Genomic DNA, 20,873 nt, shown 5'->3' with positions numbered 1-20,873 from the left:
GCTTACCGATTAGCTTTCAGTAATAAGTTATTGCGTACCAAAAGATGTCAATTTTCTTTTTTAAAAACAATAAGATTAACACTTATTCACAATAGATAATGACAGATAGATGCCATTTAAAGACGGTTTATCCTCTATTATTCCAGTCCTAAGCTGTGCTTAGGGAAGATGTCTGATACTTTTTTTAGTACGTAATTGGTATCTTCTTAATGATGATAGAACTCACCAAAGGCTGAACGATTAAATAGACAATTTCTATTTAGATGTTGTATGTAGAAAAGCCAATAGATCACTGTAATCGTGATGATCTGCTTTTCTTAATGCACTGATATATCTTGTACGAATATCGCTTTTCTGATTGATATTTTCATTGCCCCATGCAAAGGGTTCTAGTCCAAAAACATCCATCAACAGTCGGTCAGTCGCAAGGCGGGCATGACGACCATTCCCGTTCGGGAAAAGATGTATTTGTACGAGCCGATGATGAAACCGAGCAGCGATTTCTTGAGGTGGATATGTAGTGTGGTCAATCCAGTATTGGGTATCATTTAAAAGCTGGCGAAGGGCGATTGGAATTTGCTCCCAATCAACACCTATATTCTTACCACTTCTTCTAAAAGCCCCTGCCCATTGCCATACCTTTTCAAACATTTTTTGATGAAGTGTGATCAAGAAGTCTTCCGTCAAAACATTCTTTTTCTGGCGTCTTTTTTCACACCAACGATAGGCCTCTGCAATATTTTCTTGCTCCCAGCGATTGAGTTCTTCACGGGTGGTTATATGCTTTATTTTCAGCCCCTCAATATCGTCTGGGTCAAGAGGTGTTGCGCCTTCTGGTTCTTCAAACATCATATGACTTCCCATAGTTGTTTATCCCCCTCGATCAGAATACGATCAACCATGTCCTCAATGGCTTTTTCTTTTTCGGAAGGCGACAAGTTTTGAAGCTCTAATCGCATCGTATGGTCTAATGTTTTCATACGCTGTAAGGCAAGTTTCTTGGCTTGGGTTCTAATAATATCCTCTAGCCCCTCTTGAGAGACAAAGCCATAGACAAACTTCATCCCTAGCCCATCAGCAATTTTTTCCATGGTGGCTAATTTCAGGTTGCCCTCAATTTCAGATTTTTCTATTTGAGTAATGCGTGATTGACGCACGCCAATACGCTTTCCGAATTGAACGGCAGTCATGCCAAGAGCCTCACGTAAGGTTTTAATCCAACCAACGGAGGGTTTTTCAGGCAAAGCTTTCAGTCTTAGAAGCTTTTTATCTACTTGTTCGCGAACGAGTTTTTTATCCCAATAGCTCATATCATCACCTTTAGGTGGTTAATTTAAGTTAAATATATAACATATATATTATATATATAAAATTAAAAAATCACTTATGTATGATATCCAGTGAAGATTAGGTCGCAACAACTCTTGTACTATTATAAACCAGAAAAACGATGAACGTTATTTTAATTGAAGAACAAGCCTATTATCAGCTCTTGGACAAAGTGATCACTTATACCAAAGAGAACATTCAGCACCAAAACAAATGGGTCACACCAACTGAAGCCATGAAGCTGTTAAACATCAAATCTCCTACGACACTTCAGGAATACCGTGATAATGGTGAAGTCCGCTATAGTCAGCCTCGCAAGAGGGTCATTCTTTATGATCGAAAATCAATAGATGAATTTCTAGAACGACACGCCAAAGAACCATTCTATTAATCATCAAATCCTTCCGAAAAGAATTCTTGCAAGGTCATGTCAAAGCCTTTTAGAACTTTCATCAGGCTACTAAATTTTAAATCCTCCCCTCGCTCATAACGTCCGTATTGTGGGCGTGGGATATTATGCTCGTAGGCGAAATTCTCATAATTCGTGTAGCCTTTAGCAATTCGAATTTCTCGCATCCGCTTACCGAGTTGTTCAATTCTCTTTTTTGTGGTCTCGTCTTTTACCCTCGTCATGGGTATAAAAATCCAAAATAGCCTATCCATAAGTTACTACTTTAAAATATGAACTTTAAAGTTCGTAAATTCAGAATCATTTCCTACTTTAGACTCCCTCTTTAATCAGAGGCCTAAATTATTATTCAATTAACCCCCTTATTAAAATGAAAAAACTAACAATGCTTTTATCAATCGTCCTTATGAGTGCCTGTGGTGGTGGGACTGTTAACGACAACTCCACGGCAGAAAAACTTGCCCAAACCGTCCTGTCGGCAATTAAAGAAAATGATCCCGATAGACTGTCGGATAAATACTTTACCAATGCAAGCAACCTTAAAGAGCATTACAAAACTCTCCTTGAATTGGATGCTGATACGGATCGACAATTAGAAAGGATGATCGAAAACCTCATGGATATGCCAGTTCATATTGAAGATGTTCGTAAGAGGTTTTCACAAAAAGGATTGTCGGATTGGTCGGATGTTGAATTCTCAAAAATCAACTTTGAGGACGTATCTAGAAACAATGTCAAAGTCTATTCACGCACAATGGTTGAATTTACCAATGGTGAGTTTGGCGGTGTTATTGGCATTGGTGAAATGACTGAAACAGAAGACGGCTGGAAATTAACGACTGCTCCTCGCTATAGCCAATACGGAAGAAATTTTTAACCCCTCTAAAAACAAGAACATGAATTCTTTAACACGTCTTAGACGATCCATCGTGATTGGATGTCTAAGCATCCTATTCTTTTTCAAAGTATCAGCCCAAGAAAATGTGGAAACATTTTTAAAAATGACCCGTCCACAGGCTGAAAAATTTAACAGAAAAAATGTGATTTCTGCATTTTTACAAAGCTGTGCCAAATTCGATGAAAACACAACCGAAACCCCTTATCCCGATGCATGCAATAAACTAGAATACTTGCATAACTACGCCAAGAGTTTCACGGAAGTGTATTACACTGTTTTAAAGGATGATAAGTCCTTTGATGAAGCAGGCTTTAATGATTTCAAGCGCAATCAGGTACGGGAAAAATTTAAAGCCAGAACAGAAGAAGCGCGAGCTGACATCTTGGGTTTGCCTGATGAATTTACCCAAGTCATTCCATACACCTTTCAAGGTGGTCAATATGACTTTGAGAATGAAATTCTTCCCTTTGGATTGAGTGCTTCTTGGCAGAGGCTTGAAATCAAGTTGACCGATGGAAAAACCAACAGACATGTGAGGGTACAGATCAAAGTTCCCATGGCGAAGGCAGAAAAACTCTTTGCTAATGATAAGGCGCGATTTGATGCTGTTTTAATCATCACCTATGGCGATCTTTTTGAGGATCAAAGCCAACGCCAGCTTACGGGTGTCGTAAAAGACGTCAAAGTTTATCAAAAAGAGACAGGTGAACTTCTTTGGCAAAAGAAATACTAACTTTGTCTATATAAAACTTGTGTATGTGTGGGGCGATTTCCAGTACTGGAGTCGCCTTTCCTTTTTTTATCCCTACCCTTTCTGACTAATCAAAGAATTTATTAGCTTTATCTAGCACACAATATTTTTCGATGTGCGTGGTCTGGTTTTATTCAGAACTTATTTTCTCTGAAAACACCAACAACAGACAACGCTTATGATTCGCATGATCCAGTCAAAAACTGCAACGCAAGCCAAAGATTACTTTGATGCTGCCCTTGCAAAATCTGACTACTACACAGAAGATCAAGAGTTAGAGGGATATTTCCATGGAAAGATCGCGACACGTCTTGGCATGTCTGGGCTTCAAGCGGATCGCAGAATGTTTCATGCGCTTTGCGACAATATTAATCCGCAAACGGGGCGACAGCTTAACCCAAGAAACAAGAGCGATAAAACCGTTGGGTACGACATTAATTTCCATTGCCCAAAGTCTGTTTCCTTGCTTCATGTCCTGAGTGGTGATGATCGCATTCTTGAGGTCTTTCGCAATTCGGTCAATGCCACCATGTTTGAGATTGAAAAGGATATAAAAACCCGTGTGCGTATTTCGAACAAACAAGAAAACAGACACACAGGCGAATTGATCTATGCGGAATTTGTGCATCAAACGGCTCGTCCTGTTGATGGGCAACTCCCCGACCCTCACCTTCACGCACATTGTTTTGTTTTTAACACCACCTATGACCCTGTTGAACAGCGGTTCAAAGCAGGGCAATTCAGGGATGTCAAAAGAGACATGCCCTATTATCAGGCTTTGTTTCAAAAAATGTTAGCCGATAACATTTCACAACTTGGCTATGACATTGAAAAAACACCCAAAGCTTTTGAGGTAAAGCAGATCAACAAAGACGTGGTGAGACTGTTTTCCAAACGCACGAATGAGATTGGTCAATTTGCCAAAGAAAAAGGCATTACCGACCCAAAGGCATTGGATCAGCTTGGCGCACGTACCAGGGCGAAAAAGGTCAAAGGCCATTCCATGATTGAGTTAATTGAGGATTGGAAGCATCAGGTTAAAAACCAAGGGCATGAGGTATTGGAAAATATCAGCCGACAACGTATCGAGCCTCAAAGCATTGATCAGTGTCTTGATCAAGCCATTGAGCATAGTTTTGAAAGGGCTTCTGTGGTGGCTGAAAGAAGGTTACTGGCTAAGGCCTATCATCAGGCCATAGATCGCCCTGCCCTATCGATTGGGGGAATTGATCAAGCTTATCGAGAAGATCAGCGACTATTTAAGGTCAATGATGGGTATCAAACCTTAGTGACAACGCGAAGCGTGCAATGGGAAGAAAAGCGGATGTTAGAGCTTGCCAAAGAGGGTCGGGGAAAACTCACTCCGCTAAAAATATTTGACGACAACGCCATTTATGACGGATTGAACCGTGAGCAATCAAATGCTGTCAAGCACGTCCTGTCTTCCCCTGATCGGGTCACATTTATCAGAGGTGGTGCAGGAACAGGCAAGACAACTTTGACCAAGACAGCGGTGAAAGAGTTTAACAATGTTGGGCGTAATGTCTTTTTGTTTGCTCCAACGGCAGAAGCCTCAAGAGGTGTCCTTCGAGCAGAAGGGTTTGACAATGCCGATACGGTGAAAAAGCTCTTGAGTGATAAACCTCTTCAGCAAGAGATAAAAGGACAAGTACTTTGGATTGACGAAGCGGGACTGTTAGGCACAAAGGATATGGCCGATATTCTGTCCTTGGCCAAAGATCAAAACGCGCGTGTTGTATTGTCTGGTGATAGCCGACAACATACGGCTGTTCAACGGGGTGATGCTTTACGCATTTTGCAGAAAATGGGCGGCATCTCCCCTGCTTCTGTTAATCGGATTTATCGTCAAAAGGGCATTGAGTATCGTAAAGCTGTGGACGATATCAGTCAGGGAAATATTGAAACTGGTTTTGATCGCCTTGATAAGATGGGCGCGATTGAAGAGTTAGAGGGTGATCAAATGACCGATCAATTGGTCAAAGATTATCTGCAATGCTTAAAGGATAGAAAATCGGCTTTGGTGATTTCTCCGACCAATGAACAATCGGGCATTGTCACGGATAAAATCAGACAAGCCTTAAAAGAAAATGGCCTGATTGCAAAAAGAGATAAACAATTTAAGACTTATCGAAACCTGTATTTAACCGAAGCGGAAAAATCAGATCCTCGCAATTTTGAGGAAGGCCATGTCATTCAATTTCATCAGAACACCAAGGGCATTCAACGAGGGGCAAAATGCCATGTGCATTCCGTCAAAGACGATAAGATTTCGATCAAAGATCGTGAGGGCAAAATCCATTCTCTTGATACCACCAAAACAAGTCGCTTTGATGTTTATCGGGAACAAGAAACCTTGGTCAGCAAGGGCGATTTGATCTCCATTACCAAGAACGGTTTTGATGTCAATCGAGGGCGGTTAAATAACGGTGCATTGTTTGAAGTCAAATCCATTGATAAACAAGGCACCATGACCGTGATGAACCCTAGCGGAAAAGGCCGTGAATATATGATTGATCAAGAATTTGGCAATTTCAGACATGCTTATTGTATGACCTCTTATAGCTCACAGGGCAAAACCGTTGATCGTGTGTTTATCTCACAGCCTGCGGGTACGTTCCCTGCCACAAGCCAGAAACAATTTTATGTTTCGGTTTCAAGAGGTCGGGAATCCGTCAAGATTTACACAGATGACAAGAATGAGCTGCTTGATCATGCTCGCTATCATGGAGATCGATTATCGGCCTCTGAATTAGCACAAATTGATCATAGAATGAACAGGATTGCTCCTGAACAAGATAGAACCATAAAACCAGACAAAGACCATGGAATCGAACCGACATTATAAGTTTAGGGTGGACAACTACCCTTTAATGAAACAACCGAATGAGGGACAAGAATTGTATTTTGGTGAAGGACTAAATTATAAGACCGGAAAGGGACTGGCTTTGGATTTATATCTCAAAGATGGTTCTCGACATCTCATTCATTATAGCTATTTGATATATGCCGAGTTTGAAACAAAAAACAATCTGCAACTGGTCAAGATGTTTCAAACCACGCACATGATTATCATCAAGGGCTATCGACTAGAAGTCCTCTATGAAAAGATCAAAGGGCATAATCTTGAATACATTAAAGAGAGTAACCCAACGGAAATTGCCATAGCCGATGATAATGAACCTTTTATTTCCGAAATTGAATTAGATTGGCGGTCTAAAAGTGGCACAGAAAAGTAAGACTACACTATATCAACAATTATTTTATAATTGGAGTTGACGCTGACTGAGCAGAAGATTTGTTTGCAGGTTTAATGTTTCTTCCTAGCAAAGGCCCATATCCAGCTTCTTTAAGCTCTTCTATTTCCTTATATAGCGCATCAATGGCACCCACAGTCCAATTGCAGTCTTTAAACGTCTTAAGTTTTTTTCTATTAAGCTCATCCGCCATGGCTACCCTGTTGAGGCTGAATCGATCCCCTTTTAAATCAATTGCGTTTTCTCTAATATCCTTGAGAACAGCGTACATCTTAATGGCAAATAGCTGCATGGGCTTGAGGCCTTGTCCTGACAATTGATACTCTCCATTTGTAAATTTTATTCTGAAACAGTATCACAAAAAAACATTATGTCTACCATTAAAACGCATGTTCAAATTATCGCTGTAGTTAATGGAATAAATCTGAAACATTCAGCGTAGAATAGTCGCTACAAAATCTCTAAAATCTGCGGGATGAAAATCTCTGACTTCCATCCACCTATTACGAATGAAAGGAAGCCTTAGAAGGTCTGAAAAATCGCTTTCAAAACTATCCATGTATTCTCTATTAGCAACATCATTGTTGTAATCTATAAAAATGCTATGAGCATGATTAATCAGAATTGATGCTAATATTGCCCTTTTTGAATTAGATTGAGAATTGTTACTCTCTTCAGCAAAAATTTTAAGTAATTCTTTGTTTCTAATAATCTCAAAAAAAATCTCTTTATGACGATTTATTATGTAGTGCGTAGAAAGGCTATGATTAGAATTTATCTGGTTTTGAATTTGGGCACTCATGAGTTTAGTCGTCTTCTTAGTACTAACCCATAATAAAATTGTCCCAACCGTATAAACTACTGTAGCAATCGCGATTACTAGTGTAGATATACTATCTAAACTTATTGGAGTAGCTCCGCTTTCCATACTTTAGTTTCTGTAATATCGTGCGCCCTTAGTTTGACTTTTTCTTTTAGTTGAATGTATCGGTCAATATATTTTTTATCGAGTTGCTTTACTCCAAGAAAATTTCCTAAGAGGTCATAATCCATAATTAGACAATATTCTTCATCAAAAAGCCAATAATCCTGAAGAAGAGGAATATCCTTTAAACATGGCTGTAGCTCTTCCTTAGTCATTAAAGATATATTCTCTCCTGCCTGAATATTTTTTGTATATGCCCAGTTAAGCTCAAATAAAAAATAATCAGAATAAGGCTCCGAAACCACCCTAACTCTATTAAACCGCTTTCCATTTCTCAAGGCTTCTTCAATAAATTCACACCATCCTTGATTATAACCTACAGGAGGTTTCTTTTGTCCTTTCCTAAAATCTTCAAAAGCCTGACTTTCCTCATCCACTAGATATTGATCAAGCATTTCAAGCCTAAAAGCCTCTTTTTTGAAAGTTGAAAATGCTTTGAAGAAATCCTCAATGGATATCTGAGTTAGAGATTGATAAACTTCTTGGCTAATTGTCATTTACTAAGGTTCCTAACTATATTTCTGAGTAACTCTTCATTAACTTCAACAAGCGTTTCATCATTGTCAAGATTTACTTGATTAGAAATATCCTTGTTGACAAAATATCCCTGAATATATACTCGACCATTCTCGTCTTGATATAAGGTGGGACAAGGTCCACCTCCACATCCATCATCTGCCAAAACTTTTAAAGTAGAATTTTCTTTTGTCTTCATAACCTTTTGCATTAGTACATCCATAAATTACGATATTTTCAATATATAGTTTTGATTATAATTCATTCTTCCAAACGAAGAGTATAAAAATTTGGTAAAAACCCTTGATAGGTCTATCAAGGGTTTAATTCAAGTTGGTATTTGTAAGAGAATACAAAGGTCGGAATCCATTTTGTTTTCGTGATATCCACAGGGATTTACTGCCGAATTGAAGGTTTGGATCGTAACCCATTAAAATAGACTGAGTTGCAGACTAAACAGTTTAGGATGCAACTTTTTGAGTTCACTATGAAGGTGAGCTGATAATTGACTGGCAAATTTAAAGGGACAATCGACATTAACCAAAGGCGTAAAATAGCTCTTATATCCTGTCTCACTTATCGCCTTGCTAAAAAATTCAAAATGGACTTGGTGATGATTTTCACCAAGCTCGTATAATTTCAAATACTCAGGATTAGAGATTGAACCGAAGGGCGTAAAACGATAAGTCACTTTGACCGCCTGCCCTTCAACATCAAGAATGAATGAATAATTTCCAATGCGTGGGAATAGGTGAAATTCAGATGTAGTCATTACAGTACCTCCAATTCATTTGCTAAGTCGAAAGCTGTTTGTTCAAAGGCAAACCATGCAAGGTGATTTTTGAGGTCATGGCCTAAGCTCATCGGTTGACCAATCTGCTCTTCAAAACGACATCTGAGTTCATTGATTTCATCAAAAAAATCATCAAAGAATTGGTGTGTTTGGTAGTAATAAATCAAAGATGAAACCATCCCAGAAACACAGCCATATTGTGATAGGTCTTGAAAAAAGCTTTGAATGCTCTCTTGCTCTATGGCTTCTTTGGCAACATAGCTTTTTAAGGAATGAGGCTCATTTTCAATGATTTTCTCAAGGGATGATTTCAAAATTTTCTCTGACATGAATTGCTCCTTTGTTGGGGTTTATCAGGATGGTTTTGACAAAGCCGAACGAAAAAGCCTATCTGTCATAGACAACACGGTTTGGTGCGGGCCGTCTATTGACCGATAGGCGAGTTTGGCTAAAACCATCCAATCTTGATAAACCGACAAAGGAGCTAGATCAGAGATTTGAAATCCTGTTGTTGCTAAAAGCATAAAATAGCATGATCAGGACAAGCAGGGTTCGCCATTGTCTGCAAAAGAGTAATAGCTCTCCCCTGTCATAATCAGATGGTCTAAGATTGGTAAATCAAAGATTTTACCAGCCGATGCCAGTTTCTCAGTGAGTTTGATGTCTGCATGACTTGGCTTGAGGTTTCCTGAAGGGTGATTGTGTGCCAGAATGATCCCACATGCCACAGCCTTTAAAGCAAGGCCATAGACAATCTTGGGATCAACGACTGTTCCTGTCACTCCCCCTTTAGAAATTGCTGATATTCCGAGTACACGGTTTGCCCTGTTCAACAGCATGACTTTAAACTCTTCGACAAAGCCGATTTGTGCATCATCCCAATTCTCGCGGAAAAGTCTTTCTGCATCTTTAGATGATGAGACTTTTTCACAGTCATTCAGTTTGATGTTGGGATAATATGAAAGCGTGATTTCTGCAACGCGTGATTGAGGTAATGCCATTAAAACCCTCCTTTATCTGACATGAAAGAAGGGTTTTATAATGAATGATATTTCGAGAACACGCACAAGGCATGACCCTAATATTCAAAGGCCAGCATGACGGTTAATACTCTGCGCGTTTTCTCAGGATCAGATGGATCAGGACTACCATACTCATAGTTGGTATCGTAACAATCGATCTTCCAAAGAATATCGTGAACGCAATCTGAAAACTTGCCAAAGTCGTGTTCACCATAAGGGTCATTGCTTTCATTGAAATCTTTAAAGCTTCGGACTTTGGCAACGATGGTGTCAAGTTCTTCAAACGGTAAACAGCTCAATCCCTGTGATAGCATGTATTTACCAATTATGAGATCATCACCTCTTGGCAGAATGCCGAAGTTCGAACGGAAGCGATCATTTTGTTGAGCGATAAGCTTTGATGTATCATCAGACATGTATTTTCTCCTTGAAAAGAGAGGGGCATAAAGCCCCTCTGATTAATTGGTTTCAGATTGTTCATCGTCTTGCTTGTTGGCAAAGGCAACGAGGTTATCAATGGATACATTGAAGCCATCACCTTTCTTGTGTTTCCAAGCAACGCCAACGCGAACTCTAGTTGTTTTCCCATTGACTGTTTGAGTAGCAAACAATGTATGAGTAGGTCTTTTGTCTTCAGTTGATTGATGAGTTTCTGTGTTCATGGTTAATCTCCTTTCGTTATGTTTTCCATGATGGATTAAGCCAGAACAGGGGCATCAGCAGGAAAAGTCACGACCCACACGGTTTCGGTGCGGGCAGTGTCATTGACTTTTACTGCGACCCTGTTAGGCCTAAATATCCAGCGGAGAACTTTTAACGGAAGGTCGGATTAGAAAAAACGCACAGGAAATAATCAATACCTAGAATATTGAAAGAACAGGAAATTATTAGCTTTTGAAATAGGCCTTAAAAGGAAATAGTTGAACTCTGGGTTGCAGTTGTTTTCAAAACTTGATATTGCCCTGTTTCAAGCATTGTTAAAGTATCTCTGTTGCAAATAAAGTATGTATCAACAATTCCGGTCTTAGAAACTCTTAGCATATTGGACGAACTTAGAATATCAATTTTAATTGACGTGTACTCATCATAAGGAATATTAGCTTTTAATATTGAATCAAGATGATGCTCAAGTTCAATTTCATCCGTTACTAACGAAGCAGGCTTAAATTCAGAAATTGACGCATACGTACTTAGCCATTCACCTAATTGACTTGCCCTAGCTTTAAGACTTAATATTTGCTTTTTATCTTGAGTCCTTTTTACACTATCGGAGTCCTTACACCCAATGACACCACTGGACAACATCATGACAATTAATGCTATAGTTTTCTTTTTCATCATCTTACCCCGCACATCAACTCATAGGATCACTAGCACAAAATATGGCTTATGTCAAGCATTTTAGATCACAAATCCTTGTTATTCAATCCAGTTAGGTCACTTACGTTGCTATCGTCCATAAATTCTTTCCAATCCTTAAGTAGTTGATCGCTTTTAGACCGATCAGTTATTATTCCAGGCTCCTGAATCTTATAAAGAGGTTCTTCAGATATTATGTAAGCAGATATCAGGTATTTGTCATTCCAGCCTTCATGTAGTTGTATTCCATAGTATTTGTTACTGTGATTTTTGACGAAAGGAAAAATCGTGACACTCGTAAGTTCAGAACTAGGAACACTATCTCGGGTATTCATTACTAAAGGGCTATTATTATCTAACCTATACGCTTCCTGATGATATATCATCTGCTTTTTACTTGATGGCTGAATTATCGTGACAGGGCATTCTAAGACACCAGGAGTAATTGAAGTTGAGAAATCTAAAATATGGTATTGCCAAAGTATTCCTGACTTTTTGTCTTGAGACTGATAGTAGCCATGATATTTCTTTTTAAACTGCCTAATTTGTGTGTCAGTTGATTTAAAACCAGATTTCGCATATTTTGAAAGAACAAGTCTTGCCCTGCCTTCAAGCCCTTTCATCATATCTTTAGTTTCAACCATTGCATTACTCGTGGTTTTGACTTCAGCTTGTATCTTCTCAAAGACGTAATCCTGATAATTTCTCATTCTTACAAGTTGAATTATTGACGACACCCCAATGCCCATAAATACACCTCCAATACTAGAGGCGATATTTCCCAAATGCTCAATCTTGGTTGTCTCTTCGAAGAACTTGGCTAAGATTATCAGGAGGAAACCGATAATCATTAACATTATTTGATAAAGGAAGCTCTCTGCTTTGCTTTTATTACCCGACATGTTTTCTGAGGTGTTATTTTCATACTAGTTATCGTTTAAATCTACAAATAGATCCATAAAATGAAAAAGTTGAAGACTATATTAAACACTATTTTTTTAAGTGAATTTCATGATTTTTAAAAAGATTCATATAGAAGAGATGAGTAATTCATCCACTCTATTCCTTAAAATAAACACAAGAATCATTTTAGTTCTTGGCGGTGATTCGTGTCTGTGATAAAGTGTGTCTTAGCCCGATCCTTAGCCCGAGCATTTTAGGGGATATTATGGAATTGGTCGGTGTAGGTTTTACTGGTGCTGACGAGGAGATTTGAACTCCCGACCTCTCCCTTACCAATCCGATCTTTGTGCGTTTTATGCATTCCTATGATCTCCTAATAATGATCTACAGCCCGCAAGGATTGTGGCCTAACAGAGATCAGGAGAATGTATAGTGTTGCAGAAGAATTCAGGAAAAATTGTCGAAATCCTTAGCCAGAATCTTAGCCCGACCAATGGGGATAAAAAGGAAATTAAATTTAATGAAGCGATAATCAAAAAATTATACACCCGAAAAGCAAGAGAAATTTTCTGGTTTCAAGGATTTAAAGGCTTCGGAATCCGTGTTTCAAACACAGGACACAAAACCTTTACTTATGTCTATTCAGCCCTCGGCAGGACAAGATGGATGACCATCGGTAGATACCCAGAAGTCAGCTTAACAAAAGCACTCAAACAATATGCAGAAGCTGTAGAAAAAAGAGACTATGGAGAAGACCCTGCATACGACAGAAAAACGGACAATATTGATTTCAGAGAAACCCCTACCGTCAATCAAGTCATCAAAAACTATATCGACTATTCTATAAAAACAGGCAAGAAAAGCTGGAAAAAAGAGGCCAGATATCTTCAGCGTGATGCAGCACCTTATATTGGACATCATAAAATTGACAAAGTTAAACGCAAAGAAATTGCCCAGATCGTCAACAAAATCATCTATGAGCGTGGTTCAAAACATGCGGCTTGCGAACTCCTTCAATACCTCAAAAGGCTCTACAACGTATCAATTGGCTGGGGTTTGTGTGAACACAATCCTTGCTATCACATTCAAAAGCCTGCAAAAACGACTAGGCGTGATCGAGTCCTCTACCCAGAGGAAATTCACCGCTTTTGGAACAATCTTGAACAAGCCAACATTGTCCCTATTGTTAAGCTCGCGCTGAGATTTACACTTCTTACAATGGCGAGAAAAAGTGAAGTTCGGTTTTGCGAATGGTCACACATAAACATAAGTAATCGAACATGGCTTCTCCCCTCAACCCATAGCAAAAATGGTCGATCTCACATGATACCATTGAATGATATGGCATTAGATATTTTAAAAGAGGCTTATAAATATACTGGTCATAGTCAGTTTGTTTTTGGTTCTACGAGGCTACCGCCTAATTCAAACAAAAAGCCTACAGACTTAAGGGCGTTGAATAAGACCGCTATGAGCCATGCGCTTCGTAAGAACATCCATTTATTCAATGTTGTTGAGAAATTCACAGTACACGATTTAAGACGGACAGGTGCGACACTTGTAACGAGTTTAGGATGCCCCAGATATTGGGCTTCCCTCCTTCTCAACCATACTGACAGCTCAGTAACGAGCATTTATGATCGGTATTCTTATGATTGGGAAAAGAAGTGCGGTATGGATGTTTTGGGGTATTCGGTGAAAAGGATTTCAGAATGCCCCGATCAAGAGCTTGTTCCCTCAATTAGTCAATTGCGTTTTGAGATTGAAGAAAAGGGCATTCTGAAATTTAGGTACAATCGAGACAGTTTAGAATAACATACGCTGATATTAATTACTGTCTGTAAGCTCTAGGGTTTTCCATCCATTGCCTCAAATCCTGAAGACGATAACCTTTTCTTCTTCCTTGACTTGTTAATGGAATTAGCTTTGGAAATCTACCTTTCATTCGTTCTCTATATTGGGTCGTCTTATCTAGGGTTGTAATAATTTCTGCCATATCAATTGATATGAATGGATTAGTATCAATTAAGAGCTTCAGTTTCTCCTTATTATCCAATCTGTCAGACTCACTATTGGTTTCTATCAAACGATTTAACATGCAGACCTCCTTAGTTGATGTTGGTCTTGAAGATTAGCCAATGCTTTAAGTCAAAAACACGCACAGGGATTTGGAAAGCCTAGCCCCCTTAAAGAATATCAAAGTATGTTTTGCATTCCCCCACTTGACAATTAAGAAAAATCGCTTGAGTTGGTTTCCATAATATGAGATTGAAAGCATGCACACTCTGTGCGTACCACTAACCAAAACGGGCAAGTATGCTCAAACCCTGTTCATCAGAAACGAAAGGAGATTGAACAATGAAAAACAATGTTATCTATCCATTTAAAGAGCGTGATGATTTTTTAAGAGATGTTGTCAAAGAACTTGTACGACTTCGGAAACAACGAAAGTACACCCAAGAAGAATTAAACTACAGGCTTGGTGTTGCGGATAGATTGATAAGCAAATGGGAATGTGGTCTTCGCACCCCTACTTCCTTTAATCTATACTGCTGGGCCGATGCCCTAGATGCAAAGCTGAAAGTGGTTGCTAATGACAACAATAGGCCATCAACTTCCATTGAGCAAAAGGTAGTTATCCCAATTAATGACAATCAAAAATTCTGCTCTAGAGTAGCCTAAAATCAAAAAAGACCCGATTTGATCCATCGGGTCTTTTTTATTTAGGAATGATAGTTTCATTTTGAGCATCATATAAGTACTCAACAACCTTACCTGAAATAATCAATGCTATAGCCTGTTCAACTATAGGCAATGGCGCAAGAAACCACTCTCTAGGTCTGTGTATTCTTCCTTTTTCATCGGTGATTTCTATATCGAGACATGATGAGCCAAAGAAGTTGTGTAAGAGTAATTCTAGTTTTTGAGGGTTCATATTGAAACCCTTCCATCCTGCAACATATTCAACCTCATCCATCAAATAGGTGGGTTCTTTGTGCGCGTTCCTTATACGATCTTCTACATCAGTTCTTGAAAATCCGATTTTGTATAAATGCTTATATGATTGGATTTCTGGTCGCTTGCTTTTGGATTTAAGAACATAGATAAAGCCTGCTTCTTCATCTTCTTCGGTGATCACGCCAAAGTTCTCTAAAAAGCCCTCGTTTAATTCTTCAAAGTTGTCCGTGACTACCCGTCCATTAGCATAGAGGATTTTTTCAACTGACCTTTTGAGCATGTTAGACTCAGTACCATTTTCGAAAATGCAACGTGTTCTACCATCTTCTCTTACTCGTGTCCCGTCAGATTTATAGTGTTCTGTCTGCTCAATTTTTATTTCTTCAAGATAAAAGAGAATGCCGTTGTGAATGTAGTAGCTAGACTCTCTGAGGTTACCTCTATTAAAGTCGATAAGCTTTCGCTTACCTTGAGATAAATCTCTTTGAACAGACTTGAATAAAGGCTCATAATCCTCAAAATTCTTGCACGGCTTACGTCTGGCAACAAAATCAGCTTCAGCACGCTCTACCTCTCTTGGTGTGTGCTTGAAGTCGAATAAACCTTCATCATCACCCCCTAAAATATCAAGGCTCTCAGCACTGCTTAAAAGATCATCAATTGAATTAATCTCTTTCTTTTTAACTCGGTATTCACCTTCAGGCTCATTGATTTCATTCGAAGATGGTAAGAGGTTATGAGTGTCAAATTGCTTTAATGAGGATGCTTTCGATTCATCTTCACGAATATTTTTTAGCCTTGAGTAAAGCTGAAATTCGCTGACATTTGAAATATTTGGCTCAGGCTCTTTGCCTTGTTCAGATACGAACTTGTTGATCTCATCAAATGAACTGACCAAACGATCATCTGCGGTTTGTGCATTTGATTTTTTAGCCTTAATTACCAAAAGGCCTAAAGGGTCATTCTCAAAGATGTCATCAAGTATTTTGTCCTTATCCATTTGCAGAAGCTCGTTTACGTTTTTCTTCTTTCAAATAAATAATGCACTCTGCCATACGCACTTCCAAAGGATCATTTGATGCTATGCTCGGCTCTCGGCTATACATTTTCACGAACTCCTGAACCTTAGGCCAAAGAATTTTTGCTTCCTCAAAATCCATTTTAATGCGTGTTGCTTGAATGGTGTCTTGGATCACTCTCAATACTTTGGTTGTTACCGATTTTGACAATATCTCAAACGCCTTTTGAAATGGGTTGACCTTGTCAATCAAATCAATATGAATGTCATCAATATTGATAAAAGTATCAGCCATTCTAATAAAACGCTTGTCACCAGTTTCTTTGATCTCTCCGTTTTTGATCACGGAATCAACAACTACGTGCTGTCTTATTTCCTCAATCTCTTCTTCTGAAAGTTCAGGGTATTTCACTCGAATGATTTTAGGGATCATCACCTTGTTGATCACTTCAGGGTCAACATTTCCTGGGATGGCCTTCATCATTTGGTCATCTTGAAGAATATTGGCCTTTAGGTCATTCAAATCTGTTTCGAGAATATCTTTAACACGCTTAGAGCTTGGCTCTTTCAACCCTCTGATTTTCATTTCGCCAGGCTTAGCAACATCATCATCAGATTTCTTTGTTTTGAATTTCCAATTCGGTGCTAAAACTTGCTCCATTAAAAGCGAAGCTGTTATTGCTTTCAACATATTGTTGACTGAAAGTTTTACCAGATCATCTGCTGCATCGGGTTGGGCAATCAAGTTTGTAAATTGGGCATGGCTCTTATTGCTACTGTCCCTTGTAGCCCTTCCAATAATTTGAATAATTTCTGTCAATGAGCCTCTATAACCTACCGTTAGGGCGTGTTCACAGAAAGGCCAATCAAAGCCTTCTTTTGCCATACCTAGGGCAATAATCAAATCCATATCATCTATGGACTTAGCTTTTCTTAGGTACTCAACAATCTTATCTCGTTCCCTCGGGTTGTCTTCAACCAAATCTGCCACTTTCAATATTTTACCATCTGAGGCTCTTTTGAGAAAAATGACTCCTGTATCAGGGTCTTGTTTTACTACTGAGCCGATGGCATCTAAAATGAAATCTACTTCATTGTGCTTGTCTTTGGTGGACTCACCTGAATTGACATTTGGAATATGCAGGATAGTCTTTTTGTCTGTATCGAGTACCTCTAAAATAGCACTCATATAACGACCTTGGTAAAAGTGATAGCCAATACCTAGCGACTTTAAAAAGGTGTACCCATTGAGTTGCTCATAGTAGTTATAAGTTACTTTAGTGAATTTAGCCTCGTTTTCAGGAGTAAGCACCGGCACACTATCACCTCTGAAATATGAGCCTGTCATGGCAACAATATGAGCAGATGACTTCTGCATGATGTTTCTTAGAATGTCTCCCAATCTGTTTTCTGCATCGGCAGAAACATGGTGAAATTCATCAATGGCTAAAAGCGTATTGTTGAAAACCTTCTCCTCTAATTCTTCACAGGCGAAGCGTAAAGTAGCATGAGTACAAATAAGAATGCGTTCTTCATTTGCCATGAAGTTTTTAAAAGCCTGCACTTTGCTTTTACTCCCATCACTTCCAGGAGTGCAAAGGTTGTATTCGTCATTTGGCTCCCAATCCGCAAAAAAACCATGAGACTTTAAATCTGTTCTGGCAAAAGAGCTTCCGATTGAACGCTCAGGAACAGCAACAATGACTTTTTTAATTCCTTGATTTTTGAGTTTATCTAAGCCCAAAAACATTAAAGCTCGTGACTTACCTGAGGCAGGGGGCGCTTTAAGCAAAAGATATTGGGCATCTCTGGCCTCAAAAGCCTTTGCCTGCATATCTCGCATGCCCATTGGGTTTGTTTGTGTGCTTTGTCCTGTTTGGTGGTATGGAACTTCTACTATATTAGGCATGGTTTATTGCTTTCTGGTCTTCTTCTGTTTCTCAAACAAAGTATTCTTCTCTTTTTCTTCTTCAATCATCTTTTCATAGAGCTTAAACAAATACTCCAATCGCTCTTCGTCACTCTCGAAGGGTCTACTACGGTAACAGCGTTCAATTGCTTCATCATTTAGTCTGTGAGCCTCTCGAAGTCCATCAGGCATCTTATCTGGATCGTACATTTGAGCTAATGATTTCTCAGAGTGCTTTTCTCTCTCCTCGAGAATCCTAAACACGCATTGTGTGATTTCTTCTTTACGTTGATTTGAGACAGAAGGAAATGGAAAAGTGTTATAAACCAAATCTTTCGCATAACGATATCGGGTTTCAAGTTTCCCTCCAACATTTTCAAGCCATAGCATGTGCATCTTGGATGTAAGCGTACCAAACATCCATGCGTCTGCATCATAAATCACGAATGCAGAATTCGTCACAATTGTATCTGGGCCATAAAAGCCAATTGGTACATACCTGCGATTTTCTGATGACACCCCAGGTATTACAATGGAAGTTGTTTTAGTTTGATGACAATCTCTAAAACGATAAGAATGATTGGCCAATTCTTGAGTCGCTTTATCTGGACTTGATAATCGAGATTGTCTTGTAACTTCTAGTCTTTTGAGAATAAATGGATATTTAGAAAATTCTTCTTTGTCTTTTTCTTCTAACCATAAGCAAAACCTTGAAATTCCTTTTATCAACTCTTGAGAGCCAATAAGACTTTTAACAAAAACGCTACATTCTGGGTGATTTTCTATAAACCAATCTCTCTCTTTTTCAGATAGAATTAATCCACCGCCATCAGTTGCTTGATTACCTTTATAAGCCTCTAAATAAAAAGATAATGGTTTACTTCTAGTTTGAATAATAACGGATGCTCCATCACTGAGATAAGCATTTATGGAATTAACAGTCTTACTTATGCCTTGACTAAATATTTTTTTATGATTTTGATTCTTATTCGCAATGCCTATAATCGCAACTACAACAGCTGCATTTGATTTTGCATTATTTTTCCACTGAAACGATGTGTGAGCAAAATTTATTTCTAATCCATAATTGAAAATTGAAGGCCAAAAGAGTGCCACCTGCTGTCCTTGGTTAATTGAATTAGTCGTAACAAAAGCAAGCCGAGCATTATAGTCTCTAATATATTTTGCCCCTTTAAAAAACCAACAAGCTATATAGTCTAAGTCTCGATATTTTTTTAAGTCTGATGAAAAAACATGGTCCATATCATTCTTTTGATCTAGTCCTTGCATCCTTGCTCCCAGATACGGTGGATTACCTAAAATAAAAATCTCATCGTCATCCTTTTTTGGACAAACATTGTCCCAATCTAATCTACAAGCATTACCGTGAACAATTCTACCAGCTTGCTTTAAAGGTAGAGTTGGGTTAGTTCTTCCGAACTCTCTAAAAAATTCAACATTCATTTGGTGTTCTGCCAGCCAAAGCGAAAGCTGAGCTATCTCATGTGCAAAATCATCGAGTTCTATACCGTAAAACTGTGATAGAGAAATGCCCGAAAGAGCCATTAAACCACCCTCTTTGAAGATTTTCATTTCGAGCCTTCTTAGTTCTTTATAGGCAATGATTAGAAAGTTACCACTTCCACAAGCAGGATCGAATATCTTGATTTTAGCAATTCGGTTAAGCAGTTCGCTCAGCTTCTTTTTATTGCCCTTGGCCTTTTCAAAATCTTCATAGAGATCATTCAAAAACAAAGGCTCAATCACCTTCATAATGTTCGGCACTGAGGTATAGTGCATCCCCAAACCACCTCTATGTTCAGGGGTGATCACTGCCTGAATCATTGATCCAAAAATATCAGGGTTGATCTCAGACCATTGCAATTCGCCACTCTCAATGATAGCTTGGCGTGATCTTCTGGTAAAGATTGGACATTGTATTTTCTGTCTGAAAAGCCCCCCATTTACGTAGGGGAATTCCATCAAGTGAGCAGGAATGTCTTTTCGATCTTTCTTGTCAGTGTTCAGAACTTCAAACAGTCGGTCAAGGTATTCGCCTAGGTCACCGCCATCGGCTTGCGTGTGCGAACTGATAGAATTGGTAAAAAGGCTGTCATCAAAAATATCCGTGTCTTCCGCAAAGAAGCAGAAAAGCAGTCTTGAGAGAAATACGTTTAATCCATGAATAAACTCAGGCGAAGTATCAGGGTTATCCTTTTTGATTTCATCAAAAAGCTTCGCCATTTTCTCTGCAGCTTTTACATCAGCAGGATTCTCATTCTTATGTTGAGCTTTTTCCATTCCTGCCCAAGGCAAGAAGAAAGCATAATGCTTATTCAGTTCATCTAATTTAATATCAAGCTTGTCCTGAGTTTTGATATCAATTGCCAAAAGAGCTTTGTAATCTGTTACAATAATAAAGCGTTGATCGTGTTTGGCTTCTTTGGTCAGTTCTGTAATGGCTAGGTGTAAATCTTGATCATAAACCTCTCTGAACAGAAGCTTCTTTTTCCACGAAATCTCACTCTCTCTTTTAGAAAGGTTCAGGTTGCCTTTCTGGAGTCTTGTAATAGAAGACTTGGGTAAATTATAAGCCAATAGGAGATCATAGATGAAAGTCTCCTTATCAATGGCTTCTACTAGCTTTATAAGATTGGTTTCTATTTGAGTGATGTTCATTATGCGATTCTACAAACAATCTGGTTAAGTTAATACTTATACAGGACTGATTGAGTTTATTAAGTCTTA

26 protein-coding genes are annotated in these 20,873 nt (G+C 38.7%); 7 read left to right on the top strand and 19 right to left on the bottom strand.

Annotation, left to right across the window (positions count from 1 at the left end; all coding sequences use genetic code 11):
- Positions 1-255 precede the first annotated feature (255 nt).
- Together AAC026_RS09290 and AAC026_RS09285 are read right to left on the bottom strand one after the other, a co-directional pair.
- Entirely contained in the window at positions 256-864 is a 609-nt protein-coding gene (locus AAC026_RS09290; protein ID WP_339697243.1) for a mobile mystery protein B, read from the bottom strand.
- The gene (locus AAC026_RS09285) at positions 849-1,310 is read right to left on the bottom strand and encodes a mobile mystery protein A (protein ID WP_339697241.1); all 462 of its coding nucleotides are present in this window, start codon (positions 1,308-1,310) and stop codon (positions 849-851) included. Before AAC026_RS09285 ends, AAC026_RS09290 begins: the two co-directional genes overlap by 16 nt.
- Positions 1,311-1,450: 140 nt before the next feature.
- Between AAC026_RS09285 and AAC026_RS09280 the strand changes: the two genes are divergently transcribed.
- Positions 1,451-1,720 carry a helix-turn-helix domain-containing protein gene (locus AAC026_RS09280; protein ID WP_339697239.1) on the top strand — a complete coding sequence of 90 codons (270 nt, stop codon included), beginning with the start codon at positions 1,451-1,453 and terminating at the stop codon, positions 1,718-1,720.
- Here the strand turns inward: AAC026_RS09280 and AAC026_RS09275 are convergent.
- A complete protein-coding gene (locus tag AAC026_RS09275; protein WP_339697237.1) occupies positions 1,717-1,992 on the bottom strand; it encodes a helix-turn-helix transcriptional regulator in 276 nt (91 codons plus the stop codon). The two genes, AAC026_RS09280 and AAC026_RS09275, sit on opposite strands and share 4 nt — an antisense overlap.
- Before the next feature lie 116 nt (positions 1,993-2,108).
- Here AAC026_RS09275 and AAC026_RS09270 point away from each other — a divergent pair, with 116 nt between their 5' ends.
- From AAC026_RS09270 to AAC026_RS09255, 4 genes are all read left to right on the top strand, one after another.
- The gene (locus AAC026_RS09270) at positions 2,109-2,615 is read left to right on the top strand and encodes a hypothetical protein (protein WP_339697236.1); all 507 of its coding nucleotides are present in this window, start codon (positions 2,109-2,111) and stop codon (positions 2,613-2,615) included.
- A 19-nt stretch (positions 2,616-2,634) separates the two neighbouring features.
- Positions 2,635-3,369 carry a hypothetical protein gene (locus AAC026_RS09265; RefSeq protein ID WP_339697234.1) on the top strand — a complete coding sequence of 245 codons (735 nt, stop codon included), beginning with the start codon at positions 2,635-2,637 and terminating at the stop codon, positions 3,367-3,369.
- 196 nt (positions 3,370-3,565) lie between these two features.
- Positions 3,566-6,253 carry a MobF family relaxase gene (gene mobF / locus AAC026_RS09260; protein WP_339697232.1) on the top strand — a complete coding sequence of 896 codons (2,688 nt, stop codon included), beginning with the start codon at positions 3,566-3,568 and terminating at the stop codon, positions 6,251-6,253.
- Entirely contained in the window at positions 6,231-6,644 is a 414-nt protein-coding gene (locus AAC026_RS09255) for a hypothetical protein (RefSeq protein ID WP_339697230.1), read from the top strand. Before mobF ends, AAC026_RS09255 begins: the two co-directional genes overlap by 23 nt.
- Positions 6,645-6,663: 19 nt before the next feature.
- Here AAC026_RS09255 and AAC026_RS09250 read toward each other — a convergent pair whose 3' ends face one another.
- From AAC026_RS09250 to AAC026_RS09195, 12 genes are all read right to left on the bottom strand, one after another.
- Entirely contained in the window at positions 6,664-6,954 is a 291-nt protein-coding gene (locus AAC026_RS09250) for a hypothetical protein (RefSeq protein WP_339697228.1), read from the bottom strand.
- A gap of 141 nt (positions 6,955-7,095) precedes the next feature.
- Positions 7,096-7,590 (bottom strand): hypothetical protein, encoded by a 495-nt coding sequence (locus tag AAC026_RS09245; RefSeq protein ID WP_339697226.1) that lies wholly within the window; start codon positions 7,588-7,590, stop codon positions 7,096-7,098.
- A complete protein-coding gene (locus tag AAC026_RS09240; RefSeq protein WP_339697224.1) occupies positions 7,566-8,144 on the bottom strand; it encodes a DUF6879 family protein in 579 nt (192 codons plus the stop codon). Before AAC026_RS09240 ends, AAC026_RS09245 begins: the two co-directional genes overlap by 25 nt.
- The gene (locus AAC026_RS09235; protein WP_339697223.1) at positions 8,141-8,362 is read right to left on the bottom strand and encodes a hypothetical protein; all 222 of its coding nucleotides are present in this window, start codon (positions 8,360-8,362) and stop codon (positions 8,141-8,143) included. Before AAC026_RS09235 ends, AAC026_RS09240 begins: the two co-directional genes overlap by 4 nt.
- A gap of 231 nt (positions 8,363-8,593) precedes the next feature.
- Positions 8,594-8,935 carry a hypothetical protein gene (locus tag AAC026_RS09230; protein WP_339697221.1) on the bottom strand — a complete coding sequence of 114 codons (342 nt, stop codon included), beginning with the start codon at positions 8,933-8,935 and terminating at the stop codon, positions 8,594-8,596.
- The gene (locus tag AAC026_RS09225) at positions 8,935-9,285 is read right to left on the bottom strand and encodes a hypothetical protein (protein WP_339697219.1); all 351 of its coding nucleotides are present in this window, start codon (positions 9,283-9,285) and stop codon (positions 8,935-8,937) included. Before AAC026_RS09225 ends, AAC026_RS09230 begins: the two co-directional genes overlap by 1 nt.
- 24 nt (positions 9,286-9,309) lie before the next feature.
- Positions 9,310-9,480 (bottom strand): hypothetical protein, encoded by a 171-nt coding sequence (locus AAC026_RS09220; RefSeq protein WP_339697217.1) that lies wholly within the window; start codon positions 9,478-9,480, stop codon positions 9,310-9,312.
- Positions 9,481-9,492: 12 nt separating this feature from the next.
- Positions 9,493-9,957 (bottom strand): JAB domain-containing protein, encoded by a 465-nt coding sequence (locus tag AAC026_RS09215; protein ID WP_339697215.1) that lies wholly within the window; start codon positions 9,955-9,957, stop codon positions 9,493-9,495.
- 77 nt (positions 9,958-10,034) lie between these two features.
- On the bottom strand, positions 10,035-10,394 hold the full coding sequence (locus AAC026_RS09210; RefSeq protein WP_339697213.1) for a DUF3768 domain-containing protein: 360 nt from the start codon (positions 10,392-10,394) through the stop codon (positions 10,035-10,037).
- Positions 10,395-10,436: 42 nt separating this feature from the next.
- Positions 10,437-10,640 carry a hypothetical protein gene (locus tag AAC026_RS09205; protein WP_339697212.1) on the bottom strand — a complete coding sequence of 68 codons (204 nt, stop codon included), beginning with the start codon at positions 10,638-10,640 and terminating at the stop codon, positions 10,437-10,439.
- Between the two features lie 244 nt (positions 10,641-10,884).
- A complete protein-coding gene (locus AAC026_RS09200; RefSeq protein ID WP_339697210.1) occupies positions 10,885-11,316 on the bottom strand; it encodes a hypothetical protein in 432 nt (143 codons plus the stop codon).
- Positions 11,317-11,384: 68 nt separating this feature from the next.
- A complete protein-coding gene (locus AAC026_RS09195; RefSeq protein WP_339697208.1) occupies positions 11,385-12,188 on the bottom strand; it encodes a hypothetical protein in 804 nt (267 codons plus the stop codon).
- Positions 12,189-12,675: 487 nt separating this feature from the next.
- Here AAC026_RS09195 and AAC026_RS09190 point away from each other — a divergent pair, with 487 nt between their 5' ends.
- A complete protein-coding gene (locus AAC026_RS09190) occupies positions 12,676-14,055 on the top strand; it encodes a tyrosine-type recombinase/integrase (protein ID WP_339697206.1) in 1,380 nt (459 codons plus the stop codon).
- A 16-nt stretch (positions 14,056-14,071) separates the two neighbouring features.
- On the opposite strand, the gene AAC026_RS09185 is transcribed toward AAC026_RS09190, so the two are convergent.
- Positions 14,072-14,338: a hypothetical protein gene (locus AAC026_RS09185; RefSeq protein WP_339697204.1), complete on the bottom strand. Its 267-nt coding sequence runs from the start codon at positions 14,336-14,338 to the stop codon at positions 14,072-14,074.
- Positions 14,339-14,598: 260 nt separating this feature from the next.
- Here AAC026_RS09185 and AAC026_RS09180 point away from each other — a divergent pair, with 260 nt between their 5' ends.
- Positions 14,599-14,922, top strand: a complete 324-nt coding sequence (locus AAC026_RS09180; protein ID WP_339697202.1) for a helix-turn-helix transcriptional regulator — start codon at positions 14,599-14,601, stop codon at positions 14,920-14,922.
- A gap of 37 nt (positions 14,923-14,959) precedes the next feature.
- Here the strand turns inward: AAC026_RS09180 and AAC026_RS09175 are convergent, their stop codons facing one another.
- Genes AAC026_RS09175 through AAC026_RS09165 form a run of 3 tightly spaced genes read right to left on the bottom strand, consistent with a single transcriptional unit; the run spans position 14,960 to position 20,804 of the window.
- The gene (locus AAC026_RS09175) at positions 14,960-16,198 is read right to left on the bottom strand and encodes a GIY-YIG nuclease family protein (protein ID WP_339697200.1); all 1,239 of its coding nucleotides are present in this window, start codon (positions 16,196-16,198) and stop codon (positions 14,960-14,962) included.
- Positions 16,191-18,125 carry a DEAD/DEAH box helicase gene (locus AAC026_RS09170; protein WP_339697198.1) on the bottom strand — a complete coding sequence of 645 codons (1,935 nt, stop codon included), beginning with the start codon at positions 18,123-18,125 and terminating at the stop codon, positions 16,191-16,193. The genes AAC026_RS09175 and AAC026_RS09170 overlap by 8 nt, the downstream gene beginning before the upstream one ends.
- A gap of 3 nt (positions 18,126-18,128) precedes the next feature.
- Positions 18,129-20,804: a DNA methyltransferase gene (locus tag AAC026_RS09165; protein WP_339697196.1), complete on the bottom strand. Its 2,676-nt coding sequence runs from the start codon at positions 20,802-20,804 to the stop codon at positions 18,129-18,131.
- Positions 20,805-20,873: the final 69 nt, after the last annotated feature.

The organism is uncultured Roseivirga sp., assembly GCF_963973945.1.
Classification (GTDB): domain Bacteria; phylum Bacteroidota; class Bacteroidia; order Cytophagales; family Cyclobacteriaceae; genus Roseivirga.
This window is presented reverse-complemented; position numbering and strand designations above follow the sequence as displayed.